The organism is Lysobacter sp. KIS68-7, from assembly GCF_021284745.1.
Taxonomy (GTDB): Bacteria; Pseudomonadota; Gammaproteobacteria; order Xanthomonadales; family Xanthomonadaceae; genus Noviluteimonas.
Window position 1 is genome coordinate 3078372 of the sequence record NZ_CP089925.1, and the last position, 23083, is coordinate 3101454.

Annotated in this window: 15 protein-coding genes; 11 read left to right on the forward strand and 4 right to left on the reverse strand. The window is 68.2% G+C overall.

From position 1 onward, the window contains the following. Positions 1 to 71 precede the first annotated feature (71 nt). A complete protein-coding gene (gene dnaE, locus LVB87_RS14805; RefSeq protein WP_232898724.1) occupies positions 72 to 3599 on the forward strand; it encodes a DNA polymerase III subunit alpha in 3528 nt (1175 codons plus the stop codon). A gap of 91 nt (positions 3600 to 3690) precedes the next feature. Next, on the forward strand, positions 3691 to 5232 hold the full coding sequence (locus LVB87_RS14810; RefSeq protein ID WP_232898725.1) for an AbgT family transporter: 1542 nt from the start codon (positions 3691 to 3693) through the stop codon (positions 5230 to 5232). Here LVB87_RS14810 and LVB87_RS14815 read toward each other — a convergent pair. Continuing rightward, positions 5229 to 7394: a TIM-barrel domain-containing protein gene (locus LVB87_RS14815; protein WP_232898726.1), complete on the reverse strand. Its 2166-nt coding sequence runs from the start codon at positions 7392 to 7394 to the stop codon at positions 5229 to 5231. The genes LVB87_RS14810 and LVB87_RS14815 overlap by 4 nt on opposite strands. 178 nt (positions 7395 to 7572) lie before the next feature. On the opposite strand from LVB87_RS14815, the gene LVB87_RS14820 reads away from it, so the two are divergent. The 8 genes from LVB87_RS14820 (at position 7573) to LVB87_RS14855 (ending at position 15608) form a co-directional block, all read left to right on the forward strand. Further along, complete coding sequence (locus tag LVB87_RS14820) at positions 7573 to 8532, forward strand: acetyl-CoA carboxylase carboxyltransferase subunit alpha (RefSeq protein WP_232898727.1); 960 nt, start codon at positions 7573 to 7575, stop codon at positions 8530 to 8532. A 3-nt stretch (positions 8533 to 8535) separates the two neighbouring features. Next, positions 8536 to 9282: a tetratricopeptide repeat protein gene (locus LVB87_RS14825; protein WP_232898728.1), complete on the forward strand. Its 747-nt coding sequence runs from the start codon at positions 8536 to 8538 to the stop codon at positions 9280 to 9282. A gap of 16 nt (positions 9283 to 9298) precedes the next feature. Then, the gene (gene tilS / locus LVB87_RS14830; protein WP_232898729.1) at positions 9299 to 10606 is read left to right on the forward strand and encodes a tRNA lysidine(34) synthetase TilS; all 1308 of its coding nucleotides are present in this window, start codon (positions 9299 to 9301) and stop codon (positions 10604 to 10606) included. A 231-nt stretch (positions 10607 to 10837) separates the two neighbouring features. Further along, the gene (locus LVB87_RS14835) at positions 10838 to 11098 is read left to right on the forward strand and encodes an exodeoxyribonuclease VII small subunit (protein WP_232898730.1); all 261 of its coding nucleotides are present in this window, start codon (positions 10838 to 10840) and stop codon (positions 11096 to 11098) included. Continuing rightward, the gene (locus tag LVB87_RS14840) at positions 11091 to 11969 is read left to right on the forward strand and encodes a farnesyl diphosphate synthase (protein ID WP_232898731.1); all 879 of its coding nucleotides are present in this window, start codon (positions 11091 to 11093) and stop codon (positions 11967 to 11969) included. The genes LVB87_RS14835 and LVB87_RS14840 overlap by 8 nt, the downstream gene beginning before the upstream one ends. 3 nt (positions 11970 to 11972) lie before the next feature. Then, the gene (locus tag LVB87_RS14845; protein ID WP_232898732.1) at positions 11973 to 13844 is read left to right on the forward strand and encodes a CHASE2 domain-containing protein; all 1872 of its coding nucleotides are present in this window, start codon (positions 11973 to 11975) and stop codon (positions 13842 to 13844) included. Beyond that, positions 13820 to 15139: a M48 family metalloprotease gene (locus LVB87_RS14850; RefSeq protein WP_232898733.1), complete on the forward strand. Its 1320-nt coding sequence runs from the start codon at positions 13820 to 13822 to the stop codon at positions 15137 to 15139. The genes LVB87_RS14845 and LVB87_RS14850 overlap by 25 nt, the downstream gene beginning before the upstream one ends. 91 nt (positions 15140 to 15230) lie before the next feature. Continuing rightward, the gene (locus tag LVB87_RS14855; protein WP_232898734.1) at positions 15231 to 15608 is read left to right on the forward strand and encodes a DUF4870 domain-containing protein; all 378 of its coding nucleotides are present in this window, start codon (positions 15231 to 15233) and stop codon (positions 15606 to 15608) included. Between the two features lie 57 nt (positions 15609 to 15665). Here the strand turns inward: LVB87_RS14855 and pmbA are convergent, their stop codons facing one another. Beyond that, positions 15666 to 17030, reverse strand: coding sequence for a metalloprotease PmbA (gene pmbA / locus LVB87_RS14860; RefSeq protein ID WP_232900569.1), 1365 nt, complete (start codon positions 17028 to 17030; stop codon positions 15666 to 15668). 53 nt (positions 17031 to 17083) lie between these two features. Here pmbA and yjgA point away from each other — a divergent pair, with 53 nt between their 5' ends. Continuing rightward, positions 17084 to 17653, forward strand: coding sequence for a ribosome biogenesis factor YjgA (gene yjgA, locus LVB87_RS14865; RefSeq protein WP_232898735.1), 570 nt, complete (start codon positions 17084 to 17086; stop codon positions 17651 to 17653). Between the two features lie 11 nt (positions 17654 to 17664). Here the strand turns inward: yjgA and tldD are convergent, their stop codons facing one another. Together tldD and LVB87_RS14875 are read right to left on the reverse strand one after the other, a co-directional pair. Continuing rightward, complete coding sequence (gene tldD, locus LVB87_RS14870; protein WP_232898736.1) at positions 17665 to 19107, reverse strand: metalloprotease TldD; 1443 nt, start codon at positions 19105 to 19107, stop codon at positions 17665 to 17667. Positions 19108 to 19189: 82 nt separating this feature from the next. Further along, positions 19190 to 23065 carry a YhdP family protein gene (locus tag LVB87_RS14875; protein WP_232898737.1) on the reverse strand — a complete coding sequence of 1292 codons (3876 nt, stop codon included), beginning with the start codon at positions 23063 to 23065 and terminating at the stop codon, positions 19190 to 19192. Between the last annotated feature and the right edge of the window lie 18 nt (positions 23066 to 23083).

The window sequence follows — 23083 nt, forward strand, 5'->3', positions numbered from 1 at the left end:
GGGGCTGTCAAGAACTTGTCCCGCTTCCCGCCCCCCTCCACACTGCCGGGTAACCCGACGCACGGCCCGGCATGCCCGCTTTCGCCCATCTCCACCTGCACAGCGAGTATTCGCTGGTCGACTCGACCATCCGCATCGCGGACCTGGTCAAGCGCTGCGTTGCGCTGGGCCAGCCAGCGGTGGCCGTCACCGACCAGAACAACCTGTTCGCATTGGTGAAGTTCTACAAGGCGGCCGAAGGCGCGGGCGTCAAACCCATCGCCGGCGCCGACCTGCTGCTGGCCGACGGCGATGAAGCACCGACGCGCCTGACCGTGCTGTGCCGGGATAACGACGGTTACCTGAGCCTGTCGCGCCTGCTCTCGCGCGCTTGGATGGAAGGCCATCGCAACGACGGTGTCGTGGTGCGGCCGCAGTGGTTGCGCGAGGCCAACACCGGGTTGTTCGTGCTCGCGGGACGCAACAGCGAAGCCGGGCGCCTGGCCGCCGCGGGCAAGCACGACCTCGCCGAACAATGGCTCGCGGAACTGCAACATGCCACCGGCGAACGCGCATTCCTGGAACTCACGCGCACCGCGCGCGAAGGCGAAGATGCGTTCAACGCCTTCGCATTGCATGCGGCCTCACGCCGCGGCATGCCGGTGATCGCCACCAACGATGCCCGCTTCCTCGATGCCGAAGGCTTCGACGCGCACGAAGCGCGCGTGTGCATCGCAACCGGGCGCGTCCTCGACGACCCGAAGCGTCCGAAGGACTACGGCCCCGAACAGTTCGTCAAATCCTCCGAAGCGATGGGCGAGCTGTTCGCCGACGTGCCGGATGCGATCGACAATGCGATCGCGCTCGCCACGCGCTGCAATCTCGAACTGCGCCTGGGCACGTACTTCCTGCCCGCCTTCCCGGTGCCGGACGACGAAACGCTGGACAGCTGGATCCGCGTGCAGGCGCGCGAGGGTTTGACGAATCGCCTGGAGAAGGCCCCGATCGCCGCGGGCCACACGCGCGAGTCGTATTTCGAACGCCTCGAGATCGAACTCGACGTCATCGTGAAGATGGGCTTCCCCGGCTACTTCCTGATCGTGGCCGACTTCATCAATTGGGCGAAGGATCACGGCATTCCCGTGGGTCCGGGGCGTGGTTCGGGTGCAGGCTCGATCGTCGCGTGGGCGCTGGGCATCACCGACCTGGATCCGATTCCCTACGACCTGCTGTTCGAACGCTTCCTCAATCCGGAACGCGTGTCGATGCCCGACTTCGACATCGACTTCTGCATGGATCGCCGCGACGAGGTGATCGACTACGTCGCCGCGAAGTACGGCCGCGACCGCGTCAGCCAGATCATCACCTACGGCACCATGGCCGCGAAGGCCGTGGTGCGCGATGCAGGCCGCGTGCTCGGCCATCCGTATGGCTTCGTCGACGGCATCGCCAAGCTCATTCCGAATACGCTCGGCATCTGCCTCGACGATGCGCTTGGCGAATCCGATGCGGCGAAGAAGAACCCGGAGCTCGCGTCCGCCGAACTGATCCAGCGCGAGGCGGCCGAAGACGACGTCCGCGACTTGCTCGCGCTCGCGCGCGAACTCGAAGACCTGACGCGCAACGCGGGCAAGCACGCGGGCGGCGTCGTGATCGCGCCGAGCCCGCTCTCCGACTTCTGCCCGCTGTTCGCGGAACACGACGAAGGCGGACGCGGCAAGAACCCGGTCACGCAGTTCGACAAGGACGACGTCGAATCCATCGGCCTGGTGAAGTTCGACTTCCTCGGCCTGCGCACGCTCACGATCATCGATTGGGCGGTGAAGGCGATCAACGTGCGCCGCAAGACGGCGGGCGAAGCGGCGCTGGACATCACCGCGCTGCCGCTCGACGACAAGCGCACCTACGAACTGTTTGCGCGCGGCGACACCGTCGCGGTGTTCCAGTTCGAATCGCGCGGCATGCGCGAGCTGCTCAAGCGCGCGAAACCCGACACCTTCGAAGACATCATCGCGCTCGCCGCGCTGTTCCGCCCCGGCCCGCTCGGTTCGGGGATGGACCGCGACTGGGTGGACCGCAAGCACGGCAACGCCGAAGTCACCTACCCGCATCCGCTGCTGGAACCCGTGCTCGCGCCGACCTACGGCGTGATCGTGTACCAGGAACAGGTGATGCAGATCGCGCAGGTGCTCGCGGGCTATTCGCTCGGCGGCGCCGACCTGCTGCGCCGCGCCATGGGCAAGAAGAAGCCCGAGGAGATGGCGAAGGAACGCGTCAAGTTCGAAACCGGTGCGGCGGAGAACAAAGTCGAAGCGCGCCTGGCTTCGTCGATCTTCGACTTGATGGAGAAATTCGCCGAGTACGGCTTCAACAAGTCGCACTCGGCCGCGTATGCGCTGGTCGCATATCAAACGGCCTGGCTGAAGGTGCACTACCCCGCCGAGTTCATGGCGGCGGTGCTGTCCTCGGACATGGACAACACGGACAAGGTGGTGGGCTTCCTCGATGAAGCGCGCGCCTTGTCGCTGGAGGTGTTGCCGCCGGACGTGGATGCGTCGGTGTACATGTTCGAAGCCAAGGATCCGAAAACGATCCGCTATGGCCTCGGCGCCGTGAAAGGTGTGGGCCGCGGCGCCTGCGAAGCCATCGCCGACGAACGTGCGCGCGGCGGCCGCTTCGCCGACCTGCTCGACTTCTGCAAGCGCGTGGATTCGTCGAAGCTCAATCGGCGTGCACTAGAAGCGCTCGTCAACGCGGGCGCGCTCGATGCGCTGGGCCGCAACCGTGCCTCGCTGATGGCGCAATTGCCCGAAGTGCTGAAGGCGACCGACCAGCTCGCGCGCGAGCGCGAGGCGGGCCAGGTCTCCTTGTTCGGCGCGATGCCCGAAGCGCCGGCCTTGCACCTGTCGCTACCCGAACTCGACGAATGGCCGCTGCAGCAGAAGCTGCAGGGCGAACGCGAAACGCTCGGCCACTACCTCAGCGGACATCCGCTCGATCCGTATCGCGATGAACTGCGCGGGCTGGTGGGCCACGACCTGAGCGACCTCGATCGTCTGTGGAGCGAACGCCCCGACAGCGAGCGCAAGGGTTGGCGCCCCGAGATGTCCGTGGTCATCGCCGGCCAGGTCATCGGCATGCGTAAGCGCGGCGACAGCCAGGCCTTCGTGCAACTGGAGGACGGGCGCGGGCGCATCGAATGTGCGTTCTTCGCCGAGGCCTACTACAGCTTCGCGCAGCTGCTCACGCGCGATCGCATCATCGTGGTGGAAGGCGGCCTGCGCGAGGACGAGTTCAGCGGCGGCTTCTCGCTGCGCGCCAAGCGTTGCTGGGATTTCTCGCAGGTGTGCAGCCAGTACGCGCAGCGCCTGTCGGTGAAGCTCGACCTGCGGCAGAAGGACGCGCTTGCGCAGTTCGAACGCGCATTGCATCCGTTCCTGCCGGGGGCGACGCCCTTGTTGCTGGAAGCGATCACCTCCACCGCGGTGGGCCGCCTGAACATCAACGGCGGGCAAGGCGTGCGCGCGGATGCGTCGCTGCCCGGCGTGCTGCGCAGCCTGCCGGGCGTGCGGACGGTGCGGCTGGCATTGGCGAAGCCCTGGATCGGCGGCAACGCGTAAAGCCTTTTCTGCCCCAAGGCACGATTGCGTCCCATAGGCCCGTGGCGGTCGACTGCGTTATCCACGCAGCCTGCATTCCGCGGAGCCCGACATGTCCTCGACCACTTCCGACGCGCGGCCCGCGCGTTCGCTGACCGATCGTTTCCTCCACATCGTCGAAGTTGGCGGCAACGCGCTGCCGCATCCGGCGACCTTGTTCGCGTTGCTGACGCTGTGCGTTGTCGTCGGGTCGTGGCTCGCGGTACAGCTCGGTATCACCGCCGCGCATCCGGCCACCGGCGAGATCATCCGCCCCGTCGACCTGCTGTCGCGCGAAGGCGTGCATCGCCTGCTCACCGGCCTCGTGCCCAATTTCACCGGCTTCGCACCGCTCGGTGCGGTGCTGGTCTCGCTGATCGGCATCGGCGTGGCGGAGCACTCCGGATTGATCGGTGCGGCCTTGCGGCGCTTGGTGTTCGCCGCGCCGACCTGGGCGTTGACGCCGGTCGTCGTGTTCGCCGGCGTGATGTCGAACATGGCCAGCGAAATCGGCTATGTGCTGCTGATCCCGCTCGCGGGGCTGATGTTTCAGGGCGCGGGGCGGCATCCCATTGTCGGCATGGCGGCGGCGTTCGCGGGCGTGTCGGGCGGTTATTCGGCGAACCTGTTGCTCGGCTCGATCGATCCGTTGCTGTCGGGCTTGTCGCAGGAAGCGGCGCGCGTGGTCGATCCCGCCTACACGGTCAATGCGGCGGCCAACTGGTATTTCATGATGGCGTCGACGCCGCTGGTCGTCGCCATCGGCACCTGGGTCACGCAACGTTTCGTCGCACCGCGCTTCGCGTCCTTGCCGGAGGCGCAGGCCGACGGGGCCATCGCGCCGCCCGATGCGATGGAACGTCGCGGCCTGCGCTGGGCGCTCGTGGCGACGCTCGCACTGAGTGGCGCGATCGCATGGGGCCTGCTGCCGGCCGATGGTTTCCTGCGCAACACCGCCAGCGGCGGCGTGCTGGACTCGCCCTTCCTGCAAGGCATCGTCGCGGTGATCTTCGCCTACGGCGTGGTGGCGGGCGTCGCCTACGGCATCGGCGCACGCACGCTGCGCAGCGACGCGGACATCGTGCGCGGCATGGGCCAGAGCATGTCGACGCTCGGCACCTACATCGTGCTGGTGTTCTTCGCCGCGCAGTTCGTCGCCTGCTTCCAATGGACGCAACTCGGGCTGATCCTCGCGGTGAAACTCGCGGGCCTGCTGCAGGCGCTGCACCTGCCTGCGATTCCCTTGTTCATCGGCCTGGTGGCGATCACGGCGGTGGCGAACCTGTTCATCGGCTCGGCCTCGGCGAAGTGGGCGCTGATGGCGCCGATCTTCGTGCCGATGTTCATGCTGCTCGGCTACTCGCCGGAGCTGGTGCAGGCGGGCTATCGCATCGGCGATTCGGTGACCAACATCGTCTCGCCGATGATGAGCTACTTCGCGCTGATCATCGCGTTCTTCCAACGTTACGAGCCGCGTGCGGGGCTCGGCACGCTGGTCTCGACGATGCTGCCGTATTCCATCGCCTTCGCGATCGGCTGGTCGGTGCTGTTCGCGATCTGGATCGCACTCGGGCTCCCGATCGGGCCGGGAGCGCCGTTGTCGTATCCGGGCTAACGGAGGGTCGCGCGCCAGTCCGTACGCGCGCCTTCGATGTGTTGCGTGCGGGTGGTGCCGTCGGCGCGGTGTTCGATGACGTCGATCGACTTCCACCAGGGCGAGAAGCCCGTGTGTTCGGCCGTGGCCGACACGAGGGTAGTGCCCTTGCGCACTTCACACGCGAAGCGGATGCGCAGGTAGGCGCCGCTGCGGAACGCGAAGCTGTGGCCATCGTCGTCGTACAAGGTGCCGCTGCAATCGCCGCCCGCCTCCGGCACCCACACGTGCACTTCGAGCGGCCCCTGCGGCGTCTCGCCCGTGTGCTGCACGAGCGGTTGCATCGGCACGATCGCGCCGGCGTGGACGAACACGGGCACGTCGCGCGGCGCGGGGTTGAACGTCACGGTGTCGGTGTAACGCTTGCCATCGCGCAGGCCGTACCACGTGCCCGGCGGTAACTGCACGACATGCGCATCGAGCCGTTCGCTCACCACGGGCGCCACGAACAGATCGCGACCGAACAGGAACTCGCGATCGCTGCCCGCCGCCTTCGGGAATTCGAACCACACCGGCCGCGTGATCGGCGCACCGGTGCGCGCGTTCTCTTCGGCCAGCGTGTAGAGGTAGGGCATCAGGCGATAGCGTTGTTCGATCGCCGTGCGGCGCAGCGCTTCGTGTTCCGGCCCGTCGACCCAGGCCTCGTGGTCGCGCGTATCCGTCGCCGCATGGTTGCGGAAGATCGGCTGCCACGCGCCGAGCTGGAACCAGCGCGTGAGCAGGTCCGGCGGCGGCGAACCGATGAAGCCACCGACGTCGTCGCCCGCGAGCGCCATCCCCGACAGGCCCAGCGACAGGATGTTCGGCACGCCCTGCGCGAGGTGCGCCCAGTCGGCGGTGTTGTCGCCCGTCCAGGTCGCGGCGTAGCGCTGCGTGCCTGCATAAGCGGCGCGCGTGAGCACGAAGGGACGTTCGCCGGGGCGCAGCTTCACCAGCCCTTCGAACGTCGCCTGCGCATTGAGCATGCCGTACACGTTGTGCATCGCGCGGTGCGTGCGCGTGGTGCCGTCGTCGAGGCGATGCACCACGTCGTCCGGCATCGTGCCGCCGGGACCGTCGAACACCGACGGCTCGTTCATGTCGTTCCAGAAGCCTGCCGCGCCCATGCGCACGAAGTCGGTGTACAGCCCGCCCCACCAATCGCGCACCTGCGCACGCGAGAAATCGGGGAACACGCTGTCGCCCGGCCACACCTTGCCGACGTAGTCCTCACCGTTGCGCTTCACGAAGGCATCGATCGCCTTCCCGCTCTCGTAGGGCGCGTATCCCGGCTGCTTCGCGATATGCAGGTCTGTGATGAGCACCGTGTGGAAGCCATCCTTGCGCAGGTCGGAGATCATGCCTTCGAAATCCGGGAAGGCCTTGCGATCGATGGTGAAGGGCTTGTTCGCGTCCTGGAACCCGATGTCGAGCCAGATCGCATCGGCGGGGATGCGATGCGCGCGCAGGGTTGCGGCGACTTCGCGGACGCGGGCTTCGGGAAGATAGGTGTAGCGCGATTGCTGGAAGCCGAGCGCCCACTTCGGTGGCAACGGCGTGCGGCCGGTGAGTGCGGTGTAGCGTTGCAGGACTTCGCGCGGCGTGGGGCCATCGATCAAGTACCAGTCGATCGCGCCTTCCGTGACCTCGAACGTGAGCGCGCCCGGGTCGCGCTTGCCGACATCGACGATCATGCGCTGCGTGGCATCGACGAACACGCCGAATGCGCGCCCCTGGCGCACGACGAGCAGGAACGGAATCGACTTGTACAAGGGGTCCCGCGCGGCATCCCAGGCGTAGGCATCGGTGTTCCAGAGTTCGAAGACCCGACCGCGACGCTCCATCGGGCCCGCCTTGTCGCCCAGGCCAAAGATGCGGTCGCCGGGCTGCAGCCCGATGCGCAATTGCTGCCCCGAGGTCTTCGCGGTCACCCACGGCACTGCCGGAAGGCCGAATGCCTTGGGAGAGGCGTCCGCACCGACAAGGAAGTCCATGGCGCACGCAGGATCGTTGCCGCCCGAGCGGAGGTCCGATGCAGGCAGGGCTTCCGACACCGGTCGCGCCGCCCACGACGCCGTTGCCGAGATCGCGTGGGGCGGAATCCGGAGGATGCCCGGCGCCACCGACTCCACGTGCGGCGGCATGAAACAGGCTTGTGCCGTCCCCGCCACCACGAGCAATCCGAGAGCCATCCAAGCGCGCAAAGCCACTGTCATTCCCGCCCCCTGTGCGAAGTCGGCAAGCATACCCATCCGCACGCCTCGGTACGGTACCGGGTGGTGGGCTACACTGCCCCCTTTCCGCGGCCGACCACTCGTCGCAATGAACCCGAACTACCTCGACTTCGAGCAACCCATCGCCGACCTGGAAGCCAAGATCCAGGAGCTGCGCCACGCCAGCCATGGCCCCGCCGTGGACGTCGACGCCGAAGTCCATGCGTTGCAGGACAAGCTGCGCGTGCGCACGGCGCAGATCTTCCGCGACCTCAGCCCCTGGCAGATCTCGCAGCTGGCGCGCCATCCCGCCCGACCGTACACCCTCGACTACGTCCGCGTGATCTGCGACGAGTTCCAGGAACTCGCCGGCGACCGCGCCTTCGCCAACGACAACGCCATCGTCGGCGGCCTCGCCCGCATCGAAGGCCGCCCCGTGGTGATCATCGGCCACGAGAAGGGCCGCGACACCAAGGCAAAGATCAAGCGCAACTTCGGCATGCCCAAGCCGGAGGGTTACCGCAAGGCACTGCGCCTGATGAAGCTCGCCGAACGCTTCTCGCTGCCCATCCTCACCTTCATCGACACCGCCGGCGCCTGGCCGGGCATCGATGCCGAGGAACGCGGCCAGTCCGAAGCCATCGCACGCAACCTGCTGGAGATGTCCGAGCTCAAGGTGCCGATCATCTGCACCGTGATCGGCGAAGGCGGTTCCGGCGGCGCGCTCGCCATCGGCGTCGGCGACCGCACGCTGATGCTCGAATACAGCACCTACTCGGTGATCACCCCCGAAGGCTGCGCCTCGATCCTGTGGAAGACCGCCGAGAAGGCGAAGGACGCGGCGGAGCAGTTGGGCATGACGGCCAAGCGCCTGAAGGAACTCGGCCTGATCGACAAGATCGTGCGCGAGCCCATCGGCGGCGCGCACCGCAAGCCGAAGCAGATGGCCACGCGCCTGAAGGCCGTGCTGGTCAACGAAATCGATGCGCTGTCGCAGGTGCCGGTGCCGGAACTGGTCGAACGCCGCTATCGCCGTTTGCGTTCCTACGGTGCCTACGAGGCGGCCTGACGCATGAGTCCGCTGCTGATCCTCTCGGTGGCGCTGCAGATCGCATGCGCCGTCCATGTCGTGCGCACCGGGCGCCCGATGTACTGGATCTTCATCCTGCTCGTCGGCTCGTTCATCGGCATCGCGGTGTATTTCTTCGCCGAGATCCTGCCCAACATCGGCAGCAGCCGGACGGCGCGTCGTGCCGTGCGCGGCGTGCGCGATCGCGTCGATCCCGAACACGGCAAGCGCCGCGCCGCGCGCCAGCTCGAAGTGGCCGACACCCTCGACAACCGCCGCCGCCTGGCCGAACAGAGCATGGCCAGCGGCGATTACCAGCAGGCGCTGGCGCTGTACCAAAAGTCGCTCACGGGGCTTTACAAGACCGACCCGGACCTGATGCTGGGGGTCGCGCAGGCGCAGTTCGCGCTGTCGCAGCCGGCCCAGGCGCGCGCGACGCTGGACGCCCTGATCGCCGCGAACCCGAACTTCCGTTCCAGCGAAGGCCACCTGCTCTACGCGCGCGCCGTCGAAGCCACCGGCGACATCGACGCCGCACTGCACGAGTACGACGCCGTGGCGCAGGACTTCCCCGGCGAAGAAGGCCGCGTGCGATACGCACAGCTGCTCAAGCGCGCAGGCCAGCGCGCAAAGGCGGCCGAGGTCTTCAACGAATCCATCAAGCGCACCTCGCTCGCGCCCAAGTACTACCAGCGCGACCAACGCGCATGGGTCGATCTCGCCAAGCGCGAGCTGCAGGACCTCGCCTGACGCCGGCGGTCGCACGATGTCGACCGCCCCGTTCCTTCCGATCCGCCTGCCCGCGCTGGGCCGTGACAGCGAAATCGTCGTTGCACTGAGCGGCGGGCTGGACTCCACCGTGCTGCTGCATGCGCTCGCCGCGATGCCCGAAGCGCGCGCGCATGGCCTGCGCGCCGTGCACGTGCACCATGGGCTGAGCGGTACCGCCGATGCGTGGGTCGCCGACTGCGAGCGCTTGTGCGCCTCGTTGCAGGTGCCCTTGCGCGTGTTGCGCGTGCAAGTGGATCGCCGCTCCGGCCTCGGCCTCGAAGGAGCAGCGCGCGAAGCACGCCATGCGGCACTCGCGGCAGAACTGCGCCCGGGCGACCTGCTCGCCCTCGCCCACCATCGCGACGACCAGGCCGAAACCTTCCTGCTGCGTGCCTTGCGCGCCTCCGGCCCCGACGGACTCGCCGCGATGCGGATGCTGCGGCCCTTCGCGCAAGGCTTCCTGTGGCGCCCGCTGCTCGACGTCGCGCGCGAAGACCTGCATGCGTATGCGACAGCGCATGCGCTCGAATGGATCGAGGACCCCGCGAACGCCTCGCTCGAACACGACCGCAACTTCCTGCGCCATCGCGTCCTGCCGTTGCTGCGCGAACGCTGGCCGCATGCCGACGCCGCCTTCGCCCGCGCCGCCGCACTCAACGCTGATGCCGCCGACCTGCTGCGCGAAGACGACCGCATCGCCCTCGACGCCGCACGCACCGACGCACCCGACGTGTTGTCGACCGACGCCCTGCGCACCCTCGCCGCCCCACGTCGCGCCCGCGTGCTGCGCCAATGGATCGCATCGCTCGACCTTCCGCCCTTGCCCGCCGAAGGCATCGCGCAGATCGAATCCGACCTCGCCCTCCCCGCCCCCGACACCGACTTCGTCTTCGCCTGGTCCGGCGCCGAGCTGCGCCGCTGGCGCGGCCGCCTGCGCGCGGCGCGCGCATCGACACCGATGCCCCCGCACTGGTCGGACGCATGGGATGGCCGCGCACCCTTGATCCTCCCCGACGGCGGCGCGCTCGAACTGATCGGCACCCCCGCCTTCGACGCACCGCTGCAAGTGCGCCTGCGCGCCGGCGGCGAACGCATCGTCCTCCCCGGCCGCACGCACTCCCACAGCCTCAAACACGCATTGCAGGACGCCGCCATCCCACCATGGGAACGCGAACGCCTGCCCTTGCTCTGCGACGCCGAAGGCACCGTGCTCGCCGCAGGCGACCGTTTGCTATCAGCGACGCTCGATGCATGGCTGCAATCCCACAACGCACACCTACGTTGGCTCCCGCCGTCGCGATAGCCAACGCGCCGCATCCATCAAACCTGCGCGGAGGACCGACACGCCCTCGGTTGTCGCGACTGCAGGGCGGCCATGGATGGCCACCCGGGCGGAGCTCCGGTTGCAGGATGCGGCTTGGAGGCGCTCCGACAGGCGCGATAACCGAGGGCGTGGCGGTCCGTCCCTCCGGAGCCGATGAAAGCCTTTGGGCTTTTGTTGACCCTGCCCCGCCCCCGTTACACACTGCGCGCCATGCCGCGCCCCTCCGAATCCCAAGCCTCCCCGGTCGCCGATTTCGAAGCCTCCCTCGACCAACTCGAACAGTTGGTGGAGAAAATGGAACACGGCGAAATGAGCCTCGAAGAATCGCTCGCCGCCTACGAACGCGGCGTCGGCCTCTACCGCAAATGCCAGACCGCCCTGGAACAGGCCGAACTGCGCGTGCGCCTGCTCAGTGACCCGGAACAACCGGACAACGCCGAACCCTTCGGCGCCCCGGCCGCGGATGCCTGATTTCGATTTCGGGCCGTGGCGCACGCGCGTGGACGCGGCGCTCTCGGCCGCGCTGCCCGACCCCGCCACGTCCCCGCAACGCCTGCACGGCGCGATGCGCCATGCGGTGCTGCTCGGCGGCAAGCGCATGCGGCCCTTGCTCGTGTATGCCACCGGCACCGCGTTCGGCGCGGATGCCGCGACGCTCGACGCACCCGCCGTCGCCGTCGAACTCATCCACGCCTACTCGCTCGTCCACGACGACCTGCCCGCGATGGACGACGACGCATTACGTCGCGGCCAGCCCACCGTGCACGTCGCCTTCGATGAAGCCACCGCGATCCTCGCCGGCGACGCATTGCAGTCGCTCGCCTTTGAAGTCCTTGCGCACGCGCCCGTCGATGCGCAGGCGCGCGTGTCGATGCTCGGTGAACTCGCGACCGCCAGCGGCGTGCGCGGTATGTGTGGCGGCCAGGCGCTCGACATCGATGCGACCGGCGGCGCCATGCTTGCGCTCGAAGCCTTGCAACGATTGCATGCGATGAAGACCGGCGCCTTGCTGCGTTCGGCCGTGCGCATGGGCGCGATGGCCGCGCATTGCGACGCCGACACGCGCGCCCGCCTGGACACCTTCGCCGATGCACTCGGCCTCGCCTTCCAGGTTCGCGACGATTTGCTCGATGTCGAAGGCGACAGCGCCTCGCTCGGCAAAACCGCAGGCAAAGATGCCGCGCAAGGGAAATCCACATTTCCTGCGCTCCTCGGCGTGGACGCCACGCGCGAACGCCTGCGCACCCTCGCCGACACCATGCGCGACGCACTCGCCCCTTTCGGTGCGCGCACCGATGCCCTCGCCGCGCTCGGTCGCGCGGCCGTGGAAAGGACGCACTGAGCCATGGCCCGTCGCCGTCGCACGCGCACGCTGCTGACGGTGATCGATGCCTGGATGGCGGCGTCGGCGCACGCCTTCATCGAATTCTGGGGACGCGTCGAGCGCAGTTACAAACGGCCGCTCGCGTGGATCGCGCTGCGCATGCGCTTCGCGTTCTATCCGTTGCTCGCGTTGGGCGCGGTGGCGTGGCTGGTGTACGACTGGACCGGCGCGCGTTCGCTGGCGGCGGCCGAAGACGCGGTGTTCGACCAGGTGATCAAGAGCCGCCCCATCGAACCGGCTGCGTCCAAGCGCGTGGTGGTAGTGGAGATCGACGATTGCTCGATCGCATGGTTCGCATCACGCGGTGAAGGCGGTTGGCCCTGGAGCCGCGGGCGCCACGCCGACCTGCTCGACGCACTCGATCGCGCGGGCATCGCCGCAGTCGGCTACGACGTCATGTTCGACGACACGTCTTCGAAAGACCCCATCGCCGACGCGACCCTGGATGCGATGGCCGCAGGCGGCGAAGGTCGCTTCGTCTTCGGCGCTTCGCGCCAGCATTCGGATTTCGATACCACGTCGATCGCGATCCCCGCCTCACGCGCGCCAGGCGCCTTTCCCCTCGAGGCGAACCCGGAACGCCCGGGCCCGCGCATGGCCTTGCAGCTGCCCTACGGTGCAGCGATGCAACGCTACGCCGGATTGCTCGACATCACCCGGTCCGTCGATGGCGTGCTGCGCGACATGCCACTGTACGAACGCGCAGGCGACTGGGGCGTGCCTTCGCTCGCGCTACGCGTGGCGGCGTACGACATGAAGCAGCCGCTGGCCTCGTTCCCCGCCTCGGTGCGCATCAACTGGCGTTCGGATACGCGCCTGCCCTACGTCAGCGCCGCGAACCTGATCGAAGGCAAGCCGGTCTGCCGCAGCGAGGATGCAAGCACGCCGACGCTGAAGAACAGCATCGCGATCATCGGCTACACCGCATCCGGCCTCAACGACGCCAAGCCCACGCCGGTGAACCCGCTCATGCCCGGCGTGGAAGTGCAGGCCGAAGCCGTCGCCGCGCTCGTCGACCACAGCGCGATCTGGCTGCCGCCCGCATCGCTGAAATACATCCTCGCTGGCATCCTCGTCGTCCTCACCGCCTTCGCGTTCTGGCGCGGCGAGCCCGCGACCGACATCGACTCGATCTTCGTCGCCACCAACCTGCTGCTGATCGTCCTCGCCTACGCAGGCCTGACGTTCTTCGGCGCCTTCTTCGACATCTACGCAAGCATCGGCTTTGTCAGCCTCTGCTTCGGCCTGTGCCGCACGTATGCGGGCGTGCAGCGCGGGCGTGCCACCGGCAACAACGACTTCCTGCGCGAGTTCGATCCCGAGCAGGATCGCTGGCTCGTATTCGCGCGCCTGCGCTTCGTGCCGTATCCCTCGCTGGACGAACACGCCGCTGCGCGACGCCGTCGCGAATACCACCGTCGCTTGCGCCGTTTCCTCTACGCCGGTTCCGAGGCGGTGATGCTCGAAGGCGTCGTCGAACGCAAGAGCTGGCTGCACGAAACACTCGACGATTTGATGGTGCTGGTGTGGCGCGGCGAAGATCGCGAAGCGGCCGCCGCGCGCTCGCGCCGTGACCTCGATGCGCTGTACAGACATCTGAATGAGGCCGACGATCGCCTCGACGACGACGGCACCGTCAAAGTGTGCGTGATCGCCGCCGAAATCGACGACGACATCGAGGGTGCCTACGGCGAGCGGATGCGCTTGCGCGAAGCGCTCGGCCATGCCCTGGATCTGTCGGGAGAATGGCCGCTTTCCGCGGAAAATCCGTTATTGCAGGGGAGCGAGCCACAGGCCGGAGCTTCTGCATGCGAGTCCACCGAATCCTCCTGACGGGCGCTGTCGCATGCGCCTGCACCGTGGCCATCGCCGCGGGACAGACACCCGCCACCGTGCACAAACCCGACGTGGAAGTGCACGCCGCGCCCGACTTCCAGTCGCCCACCGTGACGAAGCTCGCGCAGAACGCGAAGGTCGATGTCACCGGGCAGAAAGGCTTGTGGTTCGAAGTCGCAACGCCGGATGGCAAGAAGGGCTACGTGCGCGTCAACGATGTGCGCATGGAGTACGCGACGAAGGCAGGCGGCAACGCGAACGCGCTGTTCACAGGCCAGGCGGGCAAGGGCCGCGTGTCGGAAACCGCGGGCGTGCGCGGCATCGACGAAAGCGATCTGCAGGGCGCCGGTTACGACGCCGCGCAGTTCGCGCAGCTCGAAGCCAATCGTGTCTCGCCGGAGTCGGCATCGGCCGATGCCAATGCGAAGGGCCACCACGCGAAACAAGTCGCGCTCGCCGGCGAGTTCAAACCCGTCGCGGATGCGAAACCGAAGGCGACGCAGGCGGAGAAGAAAGGCGGCTTCGCACTCGCACGCGGACTGATGTCCGCGGTGGGCCTGGGCGCACCGGCGCCGGCGGAATCGGCGATGGACGTCGCCGAAGCCTCGCAAGGCAAGTCGGAAGCCGAGCAGTCCGCGGAAGAAGCGGCGCTGGGTCCGGAAATCGCAGGGCGCGTGCTCGGCGCGGCGCACCTGTGGGACAACGCCGAAGCGCAGGCGCGCGTGAACCGCGTCGGCCGCTGGATGGCCTCGCAAACTTCGCGCCCCGAGCTGCCGTGGAGCTTCGGCGTGATCGACACACCGGAGATCAACGCCTTCGCGGCGCCCGGCGGATACATCCTGATCACGCGCGGCATGTACGAATTGCTCGGCGAAGACGACGAAGTCGCCGCCGTCATCGGACACGAACTGAGCCACGTCGTGCAGCGCGACCACTACAACGTGATCCAGAAGCAGGAACAGCAATCGGCGATCCAGTCGGCGGCTTCGTCCAACGTGTCCGTCGGCGGCGGCATCGCCGGCAGCATGGCCAAGGCCTACGTCGAGAAACATGGCGCCACGATCATGCTGACCAGCCTGGACCGCGACGCGGAGTACCGCGCCGACCAGGCCGCCGAGGTCTACCTGGCGCGCTCCGGCTACGACCCGCTCGCGCTGTATGCCGTGCTGCAGAAGATGACGGCGCTCGGCAGCCAGTCGGGCAACCTCGCCGCCTTGTACAAGACGCATCCGCCGCTCAAGGATCGCCTCGATCGCCTGGATCGGAGCGGGGTTGCCGGCGCGGGACGCTGATCATCATCCTCGCGCTTGACGCGGGGCCGCCGCCAGCCGCACTGTCGGCCGCACGGGGCCCTGCGGGGCGCCAACCACCGGGGAGTCCGTCATGAACGACATCGATCCGACCAACGCTTCTGCTTCCGGCATCTCCGCCGAAGAACGCCAGTGGGCCATGTTCGCCCACCTCTCCGCGCTCCTCGGCCTCGTCATTCCCTTCGGCCACCTGCTCGGCCCGCTTGTGATCTGGCTGATGAAGAAGGAAACCATGCCCTTCGTCGACCAGCAGGCCAAGGAAGCGCTGAATTTCCAGATCACGGTGTCGATTGCCCTGATGGTCGCGGCGATCCTGATCATCGTGGTGATCGGCATCGCGCTGTTGCCCCTGATCGGTATTGCGGCGATCGTGTTGGCGATCATGGCCGCGATCAAGGCGAACGAAGGCGTGGCCTACCGCTATCCGTTCACGCTGCGCCTGATCAACTGAGCGCGCGCTACGCAATCCAACGCGGCGTCCTTTCGGGGCGCCGCGTTTTTTATTGGCTCATTCGCCCGCGACCGTCATGCGCCCGACGAGGATCGAACCGACGCGGATGTGCGAGCGCGGATCGACATCCGTGCCCACCGCTTCGATGGCCTGGAAGATCGCCTTGAGGTTGCCCGCGATCGTGATCGCGTCGACGGGATATTCGATCTTCCCGTTCTCCACCCAGAAGCCGGCTGCGCCACGCGAGTAATCGCCCGTCACCGCGTTCACGCCCTGCCCCATCAGTTCGGTGACCAGCAGGCCGCGCTGCATCCCGCCGACGAGCGCATCGAAATCGCCCGCGTTCGCCGGGATTTCCAGGTTATGCACGCCGCCGGCGTTCGCCGTGGTCTGCAAGCCGAGCTTGCGCGCCGAATAACTGCCGAGCACGTAGCGCTGCAGTACGCCTTGCTCGATCAACGATGAGGCACGCGTGGCCACGCCTTCCGAATCGAAGGACGAAGAGCGGAAGCCGCGCGGGAGGAAGGGATTCTCGTGGATGCCGAACCACGTCGGGAACAGCTGCGTGCCGACCGAATCGACGAGGAAGCTCGCGCGCCGGTACAACGCACCGCCGGACACCGCACCGAGCAGGTGCCCGATCAGCGAACGTGCGACTTCCGAAGCGAACAGCACCGGCACCTCGCCCGTCGCCACCGAACGCGGCTGCAGGCGCGAGGCGGCGCGCACCGCCGCGTGGCGGCCGATCGCCGACGCCTGCTCGAGGTCGCCAGCCGCGATCGCCGTGCTGTACCACCCATCGCGCTGCATCGCATCGCCGCGACCGGCGATCAGCGCGCATCCGATCGTGTGCTGCGTGCTGCGTTCGCGGCCGATGAAGCCGTGCGAATTCGCATAGACGCTCATCGACGCGCTGCTGCCGACCGAGGCACCGTCGCTGTTCTCGATGCGCGCGTCCGCATCGCGGCCGGCCTGTTCGCAGGCCAGCGCGATGTCGACCGCGCGGTCGGCGTCCATGTCCCACGGATGCCAGGAGTCGAATTCGTGCAGCTCACGCGCCATGAGGTCCGGGTCCGCCAGGCCCGCGGCCGGGTCGTCCTCGGTGTGACGGGCGATGGCACAGGCCTGCTCGACCGTGGAGGCCAGGCTCTCTTCGCGCAGGTCCGCCGTGCTCGCGCTGCCCTTGCGCTTGCCGAAGTACACCGTCACCGCGATACCGCGGTCGCGCGTGGACTCCACGGTGTCCACCGCGCCCATCCGCACGTTGACGTTGAGGCCGTGCTCCTGCGAGGCCGAGACCTCGGACTGGGTGGCACCGGCGGCACGGCAGCGGTCCAGCAGCTGGGCGGCGATGCCTTCCAGCACGTCAAGCCGGGTGAGGCTGTCGTCGGCCGACAGGGGGCCGGCGGAAGACGTCGACAGGGGGACGTGGCTCAATGGCTTATCCTTGTGCGGATTCAAAGGGAACGACGGCAATGCGCGGAAGGGACGAGGAGACCGGCGAGTTCCACAGCCCCAGTCGGAGCGAACAGCGCCGCGCGGCGCTGGACGTGCTGGAACTGGGCGGAAAGCTGGCCGTGCTCAGCGATGCGCAGCTGTCGAAGCTGCCCATCCCCGAACACCTGCTGCCGCACATCCTGGAAACGCGGCGCATCACCTCGCACATCGCGCACAAGCGCCAGTTGCAGTTCCTCGCCAAGCAGATGCGGCGCGAGGACGAGGAAACGCTGGATGCGTTGCGCGATGCGCTCGATGAAAAGGGCGACGCGGCGCGGCGTGAAGTGGCGGCGATGCATCGCGTGGAGGCCTGGCGCGATCGCCTGATCGACGACGGCGACGACGCGCTCGCGGCTTTCCTCGAGGAATACCCCGAAGCGGACCGCCAGCGCCTGCGCCAGCTCGTGCGCAACGCGATCGAGGAACGCAACCGCAACAAGCCGCCGCGCGCGTACCGCGAGATCTTCCAGGTCGTGCGCGCGGTGATGGACGCCGAGATGGAAGCGGCCGACGAGGCCGACGACGGCGAGGACTTCGACGAGCGCTGACGCGGCGCGCTTCACGCCCGCGTCCCGCCCACCGTCAACTGGTCGATCAGCAGTGAAGGCTGGCCCACGCCGACCGGCACGCTTTGCCCGTCCTTGCCGCACACGCCCACGCCTTCGTCGAGCGCGAGGTCGTTGCCGATCATCTTCACGCGCTGCATCGTTTCCGGGCCGTTGCCGATGAGCGTGGCGCCCTTCACCGGCGCGGTGATCTTCCCGTCCTCGATGAGGTAGGCCTCGGTGGCCGAGAACACGTACTTGCCGCTGGTGATGTCGACCTGGCCTCCGCCGAAGTTCACCGCGTACAGGCCCTTCTTCACCGAACGGATCATCTCTTCCGGATCGTGTTCGCCGGCGAGCATGTAGGTGTTGGTCATGCGCGGCATCGGCAGGTGCGCGAAGGATTCGCGGCGGCCGTTGCCGGTGGGCTGCATGCCCATCAGGCGTGCGTTGAGCGTGTCCTGCATGTAGCCGACGAGCACGCCGTCTTCGATCAGCGTGGTGCACGCGGTGGGCGTGCCTTCGTCGTCGACGTTGAGCGAACCGCGGCGACCGGGCAGCGTGCCGTCGTCGACGATGGTCACGCCCGGTGACGCAACACGCTGGCCCATGCGGCCGGCATAGGTCGAGGTGCCCTTGCGGTTGAAGTCGCCTTCCAGGCCATGGCCCACCGCTTCGTGCAGCAACACGCCGGGCCAGCCGCTGCCGAGCACGACGGGCATGACGCCGGCCGGCGCATCGACGGCTTCCAGGTTCACCAGCGCCTGACGCAGCGCTTCGCGCGCGAATTGTTCCGGGCGCCCGTTCGACAACAGCTCCGCGTACGAATAACGCCCGCCGCCGCCTGCGTAACCGCTCTCGCGACGGCCGTTCTGTTCGACGATCACCTGCACGTTCAAACGCACCAGCGGACGCACGTCGGCGGCGAGCACGCCGTCGCTGCGCGCGACGAGTACGGTGTCCACGCCACCGGCCAGCGACACCATCACCTGCTGCACGCGCGGGTCGGCGGCGCGCAGCATGCGATCGATCGCGCGCAGCGCTTCGACCTTCGCTTCGTTGCCGAGCGCATCGATCGGATCCTCCGGCGCATACAACGCACGACCGCTGCCGGGCACGAGCGCGCGCGGCATCGTGGCCGAGCCGTCGCGTGCGATGGCACGCGCGGACTTCGAGGCTTCGATCAGCGCCGCCGTGTCGATCTCATCCGAATACGCAAAGCCGGTCTTCTCGCCGGAAATCGCACGCACGCCGACGCCCTGCTCGATCGAGTGCGCCCCGTCCTTCACGATGCCGTCCTCCACCGTCCAGCTCTCGCGCCGCGCGTGCTGAAAATACAGATCGCCGAAGTCGATGCCCGGGCCGAGCAATGCGCCGAAGGCCGCGTCGAGGTGGGAAGTCGCCAGGCCGGCAGGCACCAGCAGGCGGGATTCGGCGAGGCGAATGGGCAGGGTCATGGGGATCCGGGGAAGCGCGCCGAGCGGCGCATTGCAATCAGATGGTGACGCCAAGCGTGGAGCGCAACCGTGAAGCAACGGCTCATCCGTTGTCGGAAGGCGCTTGCTGGGCGTCGGCGGGTGCAGCGCGGCGCGGCTGGTTGGCCGACGTTCCGCCCTGCGGCTTCTTGGTGACTTCCACCTTGGGGTCCTTCCACGGGCCGGTCACGCGATAGGTGCGCGCGGTGAGTTGCCCGATCGGCTTGTTGAGCATCGCGTTGGCGGCCGCTCCGATCGCGGCGCCCACCGGCCCGCCCGCCAGTGCGCCAGCGACCGTGAGCAGGTTGCCCGTGCGCGGCACGACTTCGACGGTCTGGTCGAAGGTCTGTGCCTGCAGGTCCGCGGCACCCCGGATCTCGATCTGCGCGGCGGGACCATCGATGCTGAGGTCGTCGGTGCGCGCCTGGCCCTGCGCGAGGCGCACGTGGCCATCGACGCGGTTGAAGGCCAGGCCCTTGTGGGTGACGTCGCTGAAATCCAGCAGCATGCGGCGCGGCAGTTGCGCCAGACTCAGCAGGCCGAGCACGCGGCCCGCACCCGGTTCGACTTCGAGCAGCGCGCCTTCCTTGATGTCGAGCGCGAGCAGGCCTTCGACGCCCTTCGTGCCGACATCGCGCGGCGCGCCCGGCCACATTGCATCGAACTGCGCACTGCCCTTGCCGTCCTTGAGCTGGCCGCCGAACCCCAGGCCATCGAGCAGCGCGCCGAAGTCCTCGCTGTCGATCGACAGCGCGGTGCGCGTATGCGCGCCCGTGCCCATGCCGTCCCATTCGCCCTGCAGCGTGATGCGGTGCTGCCGCGAATCGGTCTGGAAGCGTTCGAAGCGCATGCCGGTGGGGGTCTGGCGCGTGCGCACGACGCCGCGACCCAGCGCGAGGTTGTTGAGGCGCAGGTCGTCGATGTCGAAGGACAGCGACGGAATGTCGGCGGGATTGAAGGGATTGGGATCGGTGGCGGGCGTTGCCGGTGCATTCGCCGGCGTCGGCGGCGCGCGCCAGTACGCCCGGTCGAAACGGCCGGTGATCGCCCCGCCCTTCGCATCCGGCACGATCGCGGTGCCGGCAAGCGCGGGACCGGTGACGACGACATTGCTGCCGCCCTTGCCCGGCGTGACCTGCACGCGCGCATCCGGGAACACGCCGCCGATCAGCGCGAGACGATCGGCGCGCACGTCGATGTTGCGCAGCGGGAGGCCACCGCCGCCCTTGCTGTCGCCGCCGCTGGTCGTTGCCAGCGCGATCCAGTCGACGACATCCAGCGTCGATGCGCGGCCACTCGCCACCAGGCCCGAGGGCGGCGGTGCGTCGTCGACGCGCGCGCTGCCGAGCACCACGCGCAAGCCGGTCTGGTTGCCGCGCGAACGCGCGCGCAAGGCCGCGAGGTTGCCGAGCGACACGCGCACTTCGCCCTCGCCCATCGGCAAATCGGCTTCGATGGTCGAAGGCAAGGCGGCGCTTGCGGGTTTGCGCAGCGGAGCCGGCAGATCGAGCGAGGTGCCGACCAGGTTCGAGCGCAACGTGAGCTTGCTGGGCGCAGCGACGGCATTCGCGCCTGCCACGCCCTTCGGCAACGCAACAGCGACCGTCCACGTCGAACGCCCGTCGAGGTAGGGCCGCAGCCAACCGAGGTTGCCGGCGCGATCGATCAGCGTCTTCGCCCCCATCGACGCTTCGAGTTCGGCTTCGAAGGCCTGCTTCGCATCCTGTACGTAGGACGCGCCGGCGCGCAGCGACAACTTGCCGGGCTGGCCTTCGTGTCGCACCACCAGTCCGTTCGCAGCGAATCCTCCATCACCGTAGTCGGCCTTGCCGCTCACGTCGTCGAAGGCGAGGTTCCAGCGCTTCTCGCGCAGGCGCGCGCCCTGTAGTTGCACCGTGCCGCTGGTGTGTCCCTTCGCCGCGCCCGCGTGCAGCGGCAGCAGCATGTCGAAGGTGACCGCGGCAGGGCCGCTGGCTTCGACGTTCGCGAGCGTTTCGCCGTTGTCCTTGCGCAGCGGGCTGTGGCGCAGCAGGTCGACGAGTTTCGACGCATCGCTCGCGCCTTCCGCCTGCACGGTGAGTTCGGCGTGCGAATAATCGGGAAGCGCGGCGTGCACCTTCGACACCGCCACGCCCGCCATCGTGCCGTGGCCATCGACGGTGAAACCGTTGCCGATGAAGCTCGCATGGCCGTCGAGCTTTTCGATCGCGGGCCATTCCGGCGAGAACTGCAGCACCGCGCCTTGCAGGTCCGCATCGGCGCGGAACAGGCCGTCGTTATGGATGAAGGGCCAGTTGTCGAGATCGCCGCTGACCACTGCGTGGCCGTTCACGACGTGGCCGCCGACGAGCGCGGCGTCGAGCCAGTGTTCCGTCGCGTCGGCCATGAGGTGCCTGACGAGGAAGCCCTTGGCCGCGGGCACGGGCGAGGTGTCGAGGTCGGCGGCGACGTCAATCCACGGCCGCGTGCCGTCGCCCTGGAACCACATGCCGCCGCGCGCGAACACGCCGAAATCCGTACCGGTGATCTTCAGCGCGTCGAAGCCCACGCGCCAACCCGCGCCTTCGCGCCAGCCGGCGATCGCACCGCGCAAGGTCATCGGATGCACGACCGCGAAACCGGCCGGCCAGTCGAAATCCATTTTCACGGACGCATCGGGTGTGAACACGAAGCCGTCCGCGTCCGCCATCACCGTGCCGGCGAGGCGATGCAAGCCGGGCCCGTTGCCGACCGGCGAGAAGCCGACGCCGGAGACCGTGCCATCGGCGCGCATCGCACCGTTGCGACGGCCGGCGAGTTCGACGCGTTCGAGCACCGCCGCGGGCCGGGCGAGCAGGATCCAGCGGCGCAGGCCTGCGTCCATGCGATCGCTGAGCGCCGCGGTGGCGAGCAGCGGGCCGGCATCCACGTGCTCGGCACGCAAGGCATAACGTTCGCCACCGGCGAGCAGCAGGCCGTCGAGCGTCTGCTTGCTGCCTTCGGATTCGATTCGCAGGCGCGGCGCGTCGAAGCGCCAGCCCTGCGGTTCCTGGCGCAGGCGCGCGCGCATTTCAACGTGGCCGAATTGCGTCTGCGGCGTGCGCACGCCGCTCGCATCGCGCAAGGGCGCGCCACGCAGGACCACGGCATCGAGCGCGGTGTCGAAAGTCATCGAGGCGACGCGGTGGTCGCGCAATTCCAGCCACGCCTGCGCGCGCCCATGACCGGACTGCACCTGCACGCCCATGACGTGCAGCAGCGGGGCCCACGCGGCGAGTTCGGCGTCCTTCGCGCCGGCATAACCGCGGCCGTTGCCGCGCTTGCGATCGAAATCCAGGGTCGCCGACAGGGGCGCACCGTTCGCCTGCATCCATGCGCGCATGCCGCTGCGCACGCGATCGCCTTCCACGCGCAGGCGCAGGTCGATGCGCGGCACGGTGGCGTCGATGCCGAGCGACGGCGCATCCACGCGCAGGCGCCCGCCGATGATCTGCACTTCGCCCAGGCGTTCCAGCGCCGCGAACGGATCGGCTCCCGGCTGCTGTTGTCCCGGCAGGCCGCGCACCGACCATTGGCCATCGCTGGCGCGCTGCACGGTGAGGTCGAGTCCGCGCAGGCGCAGCTCGGTGAAGGTGCGTCCCGGCAACAGGCCGGCGTATAGCGACACGAGCATTTCGGTGTCGCCGATGAGGATCGACTGCGAGGCATCGCCGATGCGCAGGTCGTCCAGGCGCAACAGCGGACCGCGCCGCGTCCACTGCGTTTCCACGCGCGCGAAATGCACGGGGCGACCCGCGCGCTCGCTCAGCCAGGCCGCGATCTTGTCCGGATGCTGTTCCACCAGCGGCAACATCTGCTTCGCGAGGCCGACCAGCAACGCGGCCACGATGAGCACGACCAGCGCGCCGTAACCGACGAACCGGCGTGCGTGCCGCAGCCGCCTGCGCACGGGGGTGGGCATCAGCGCCGCAGTCCGTCG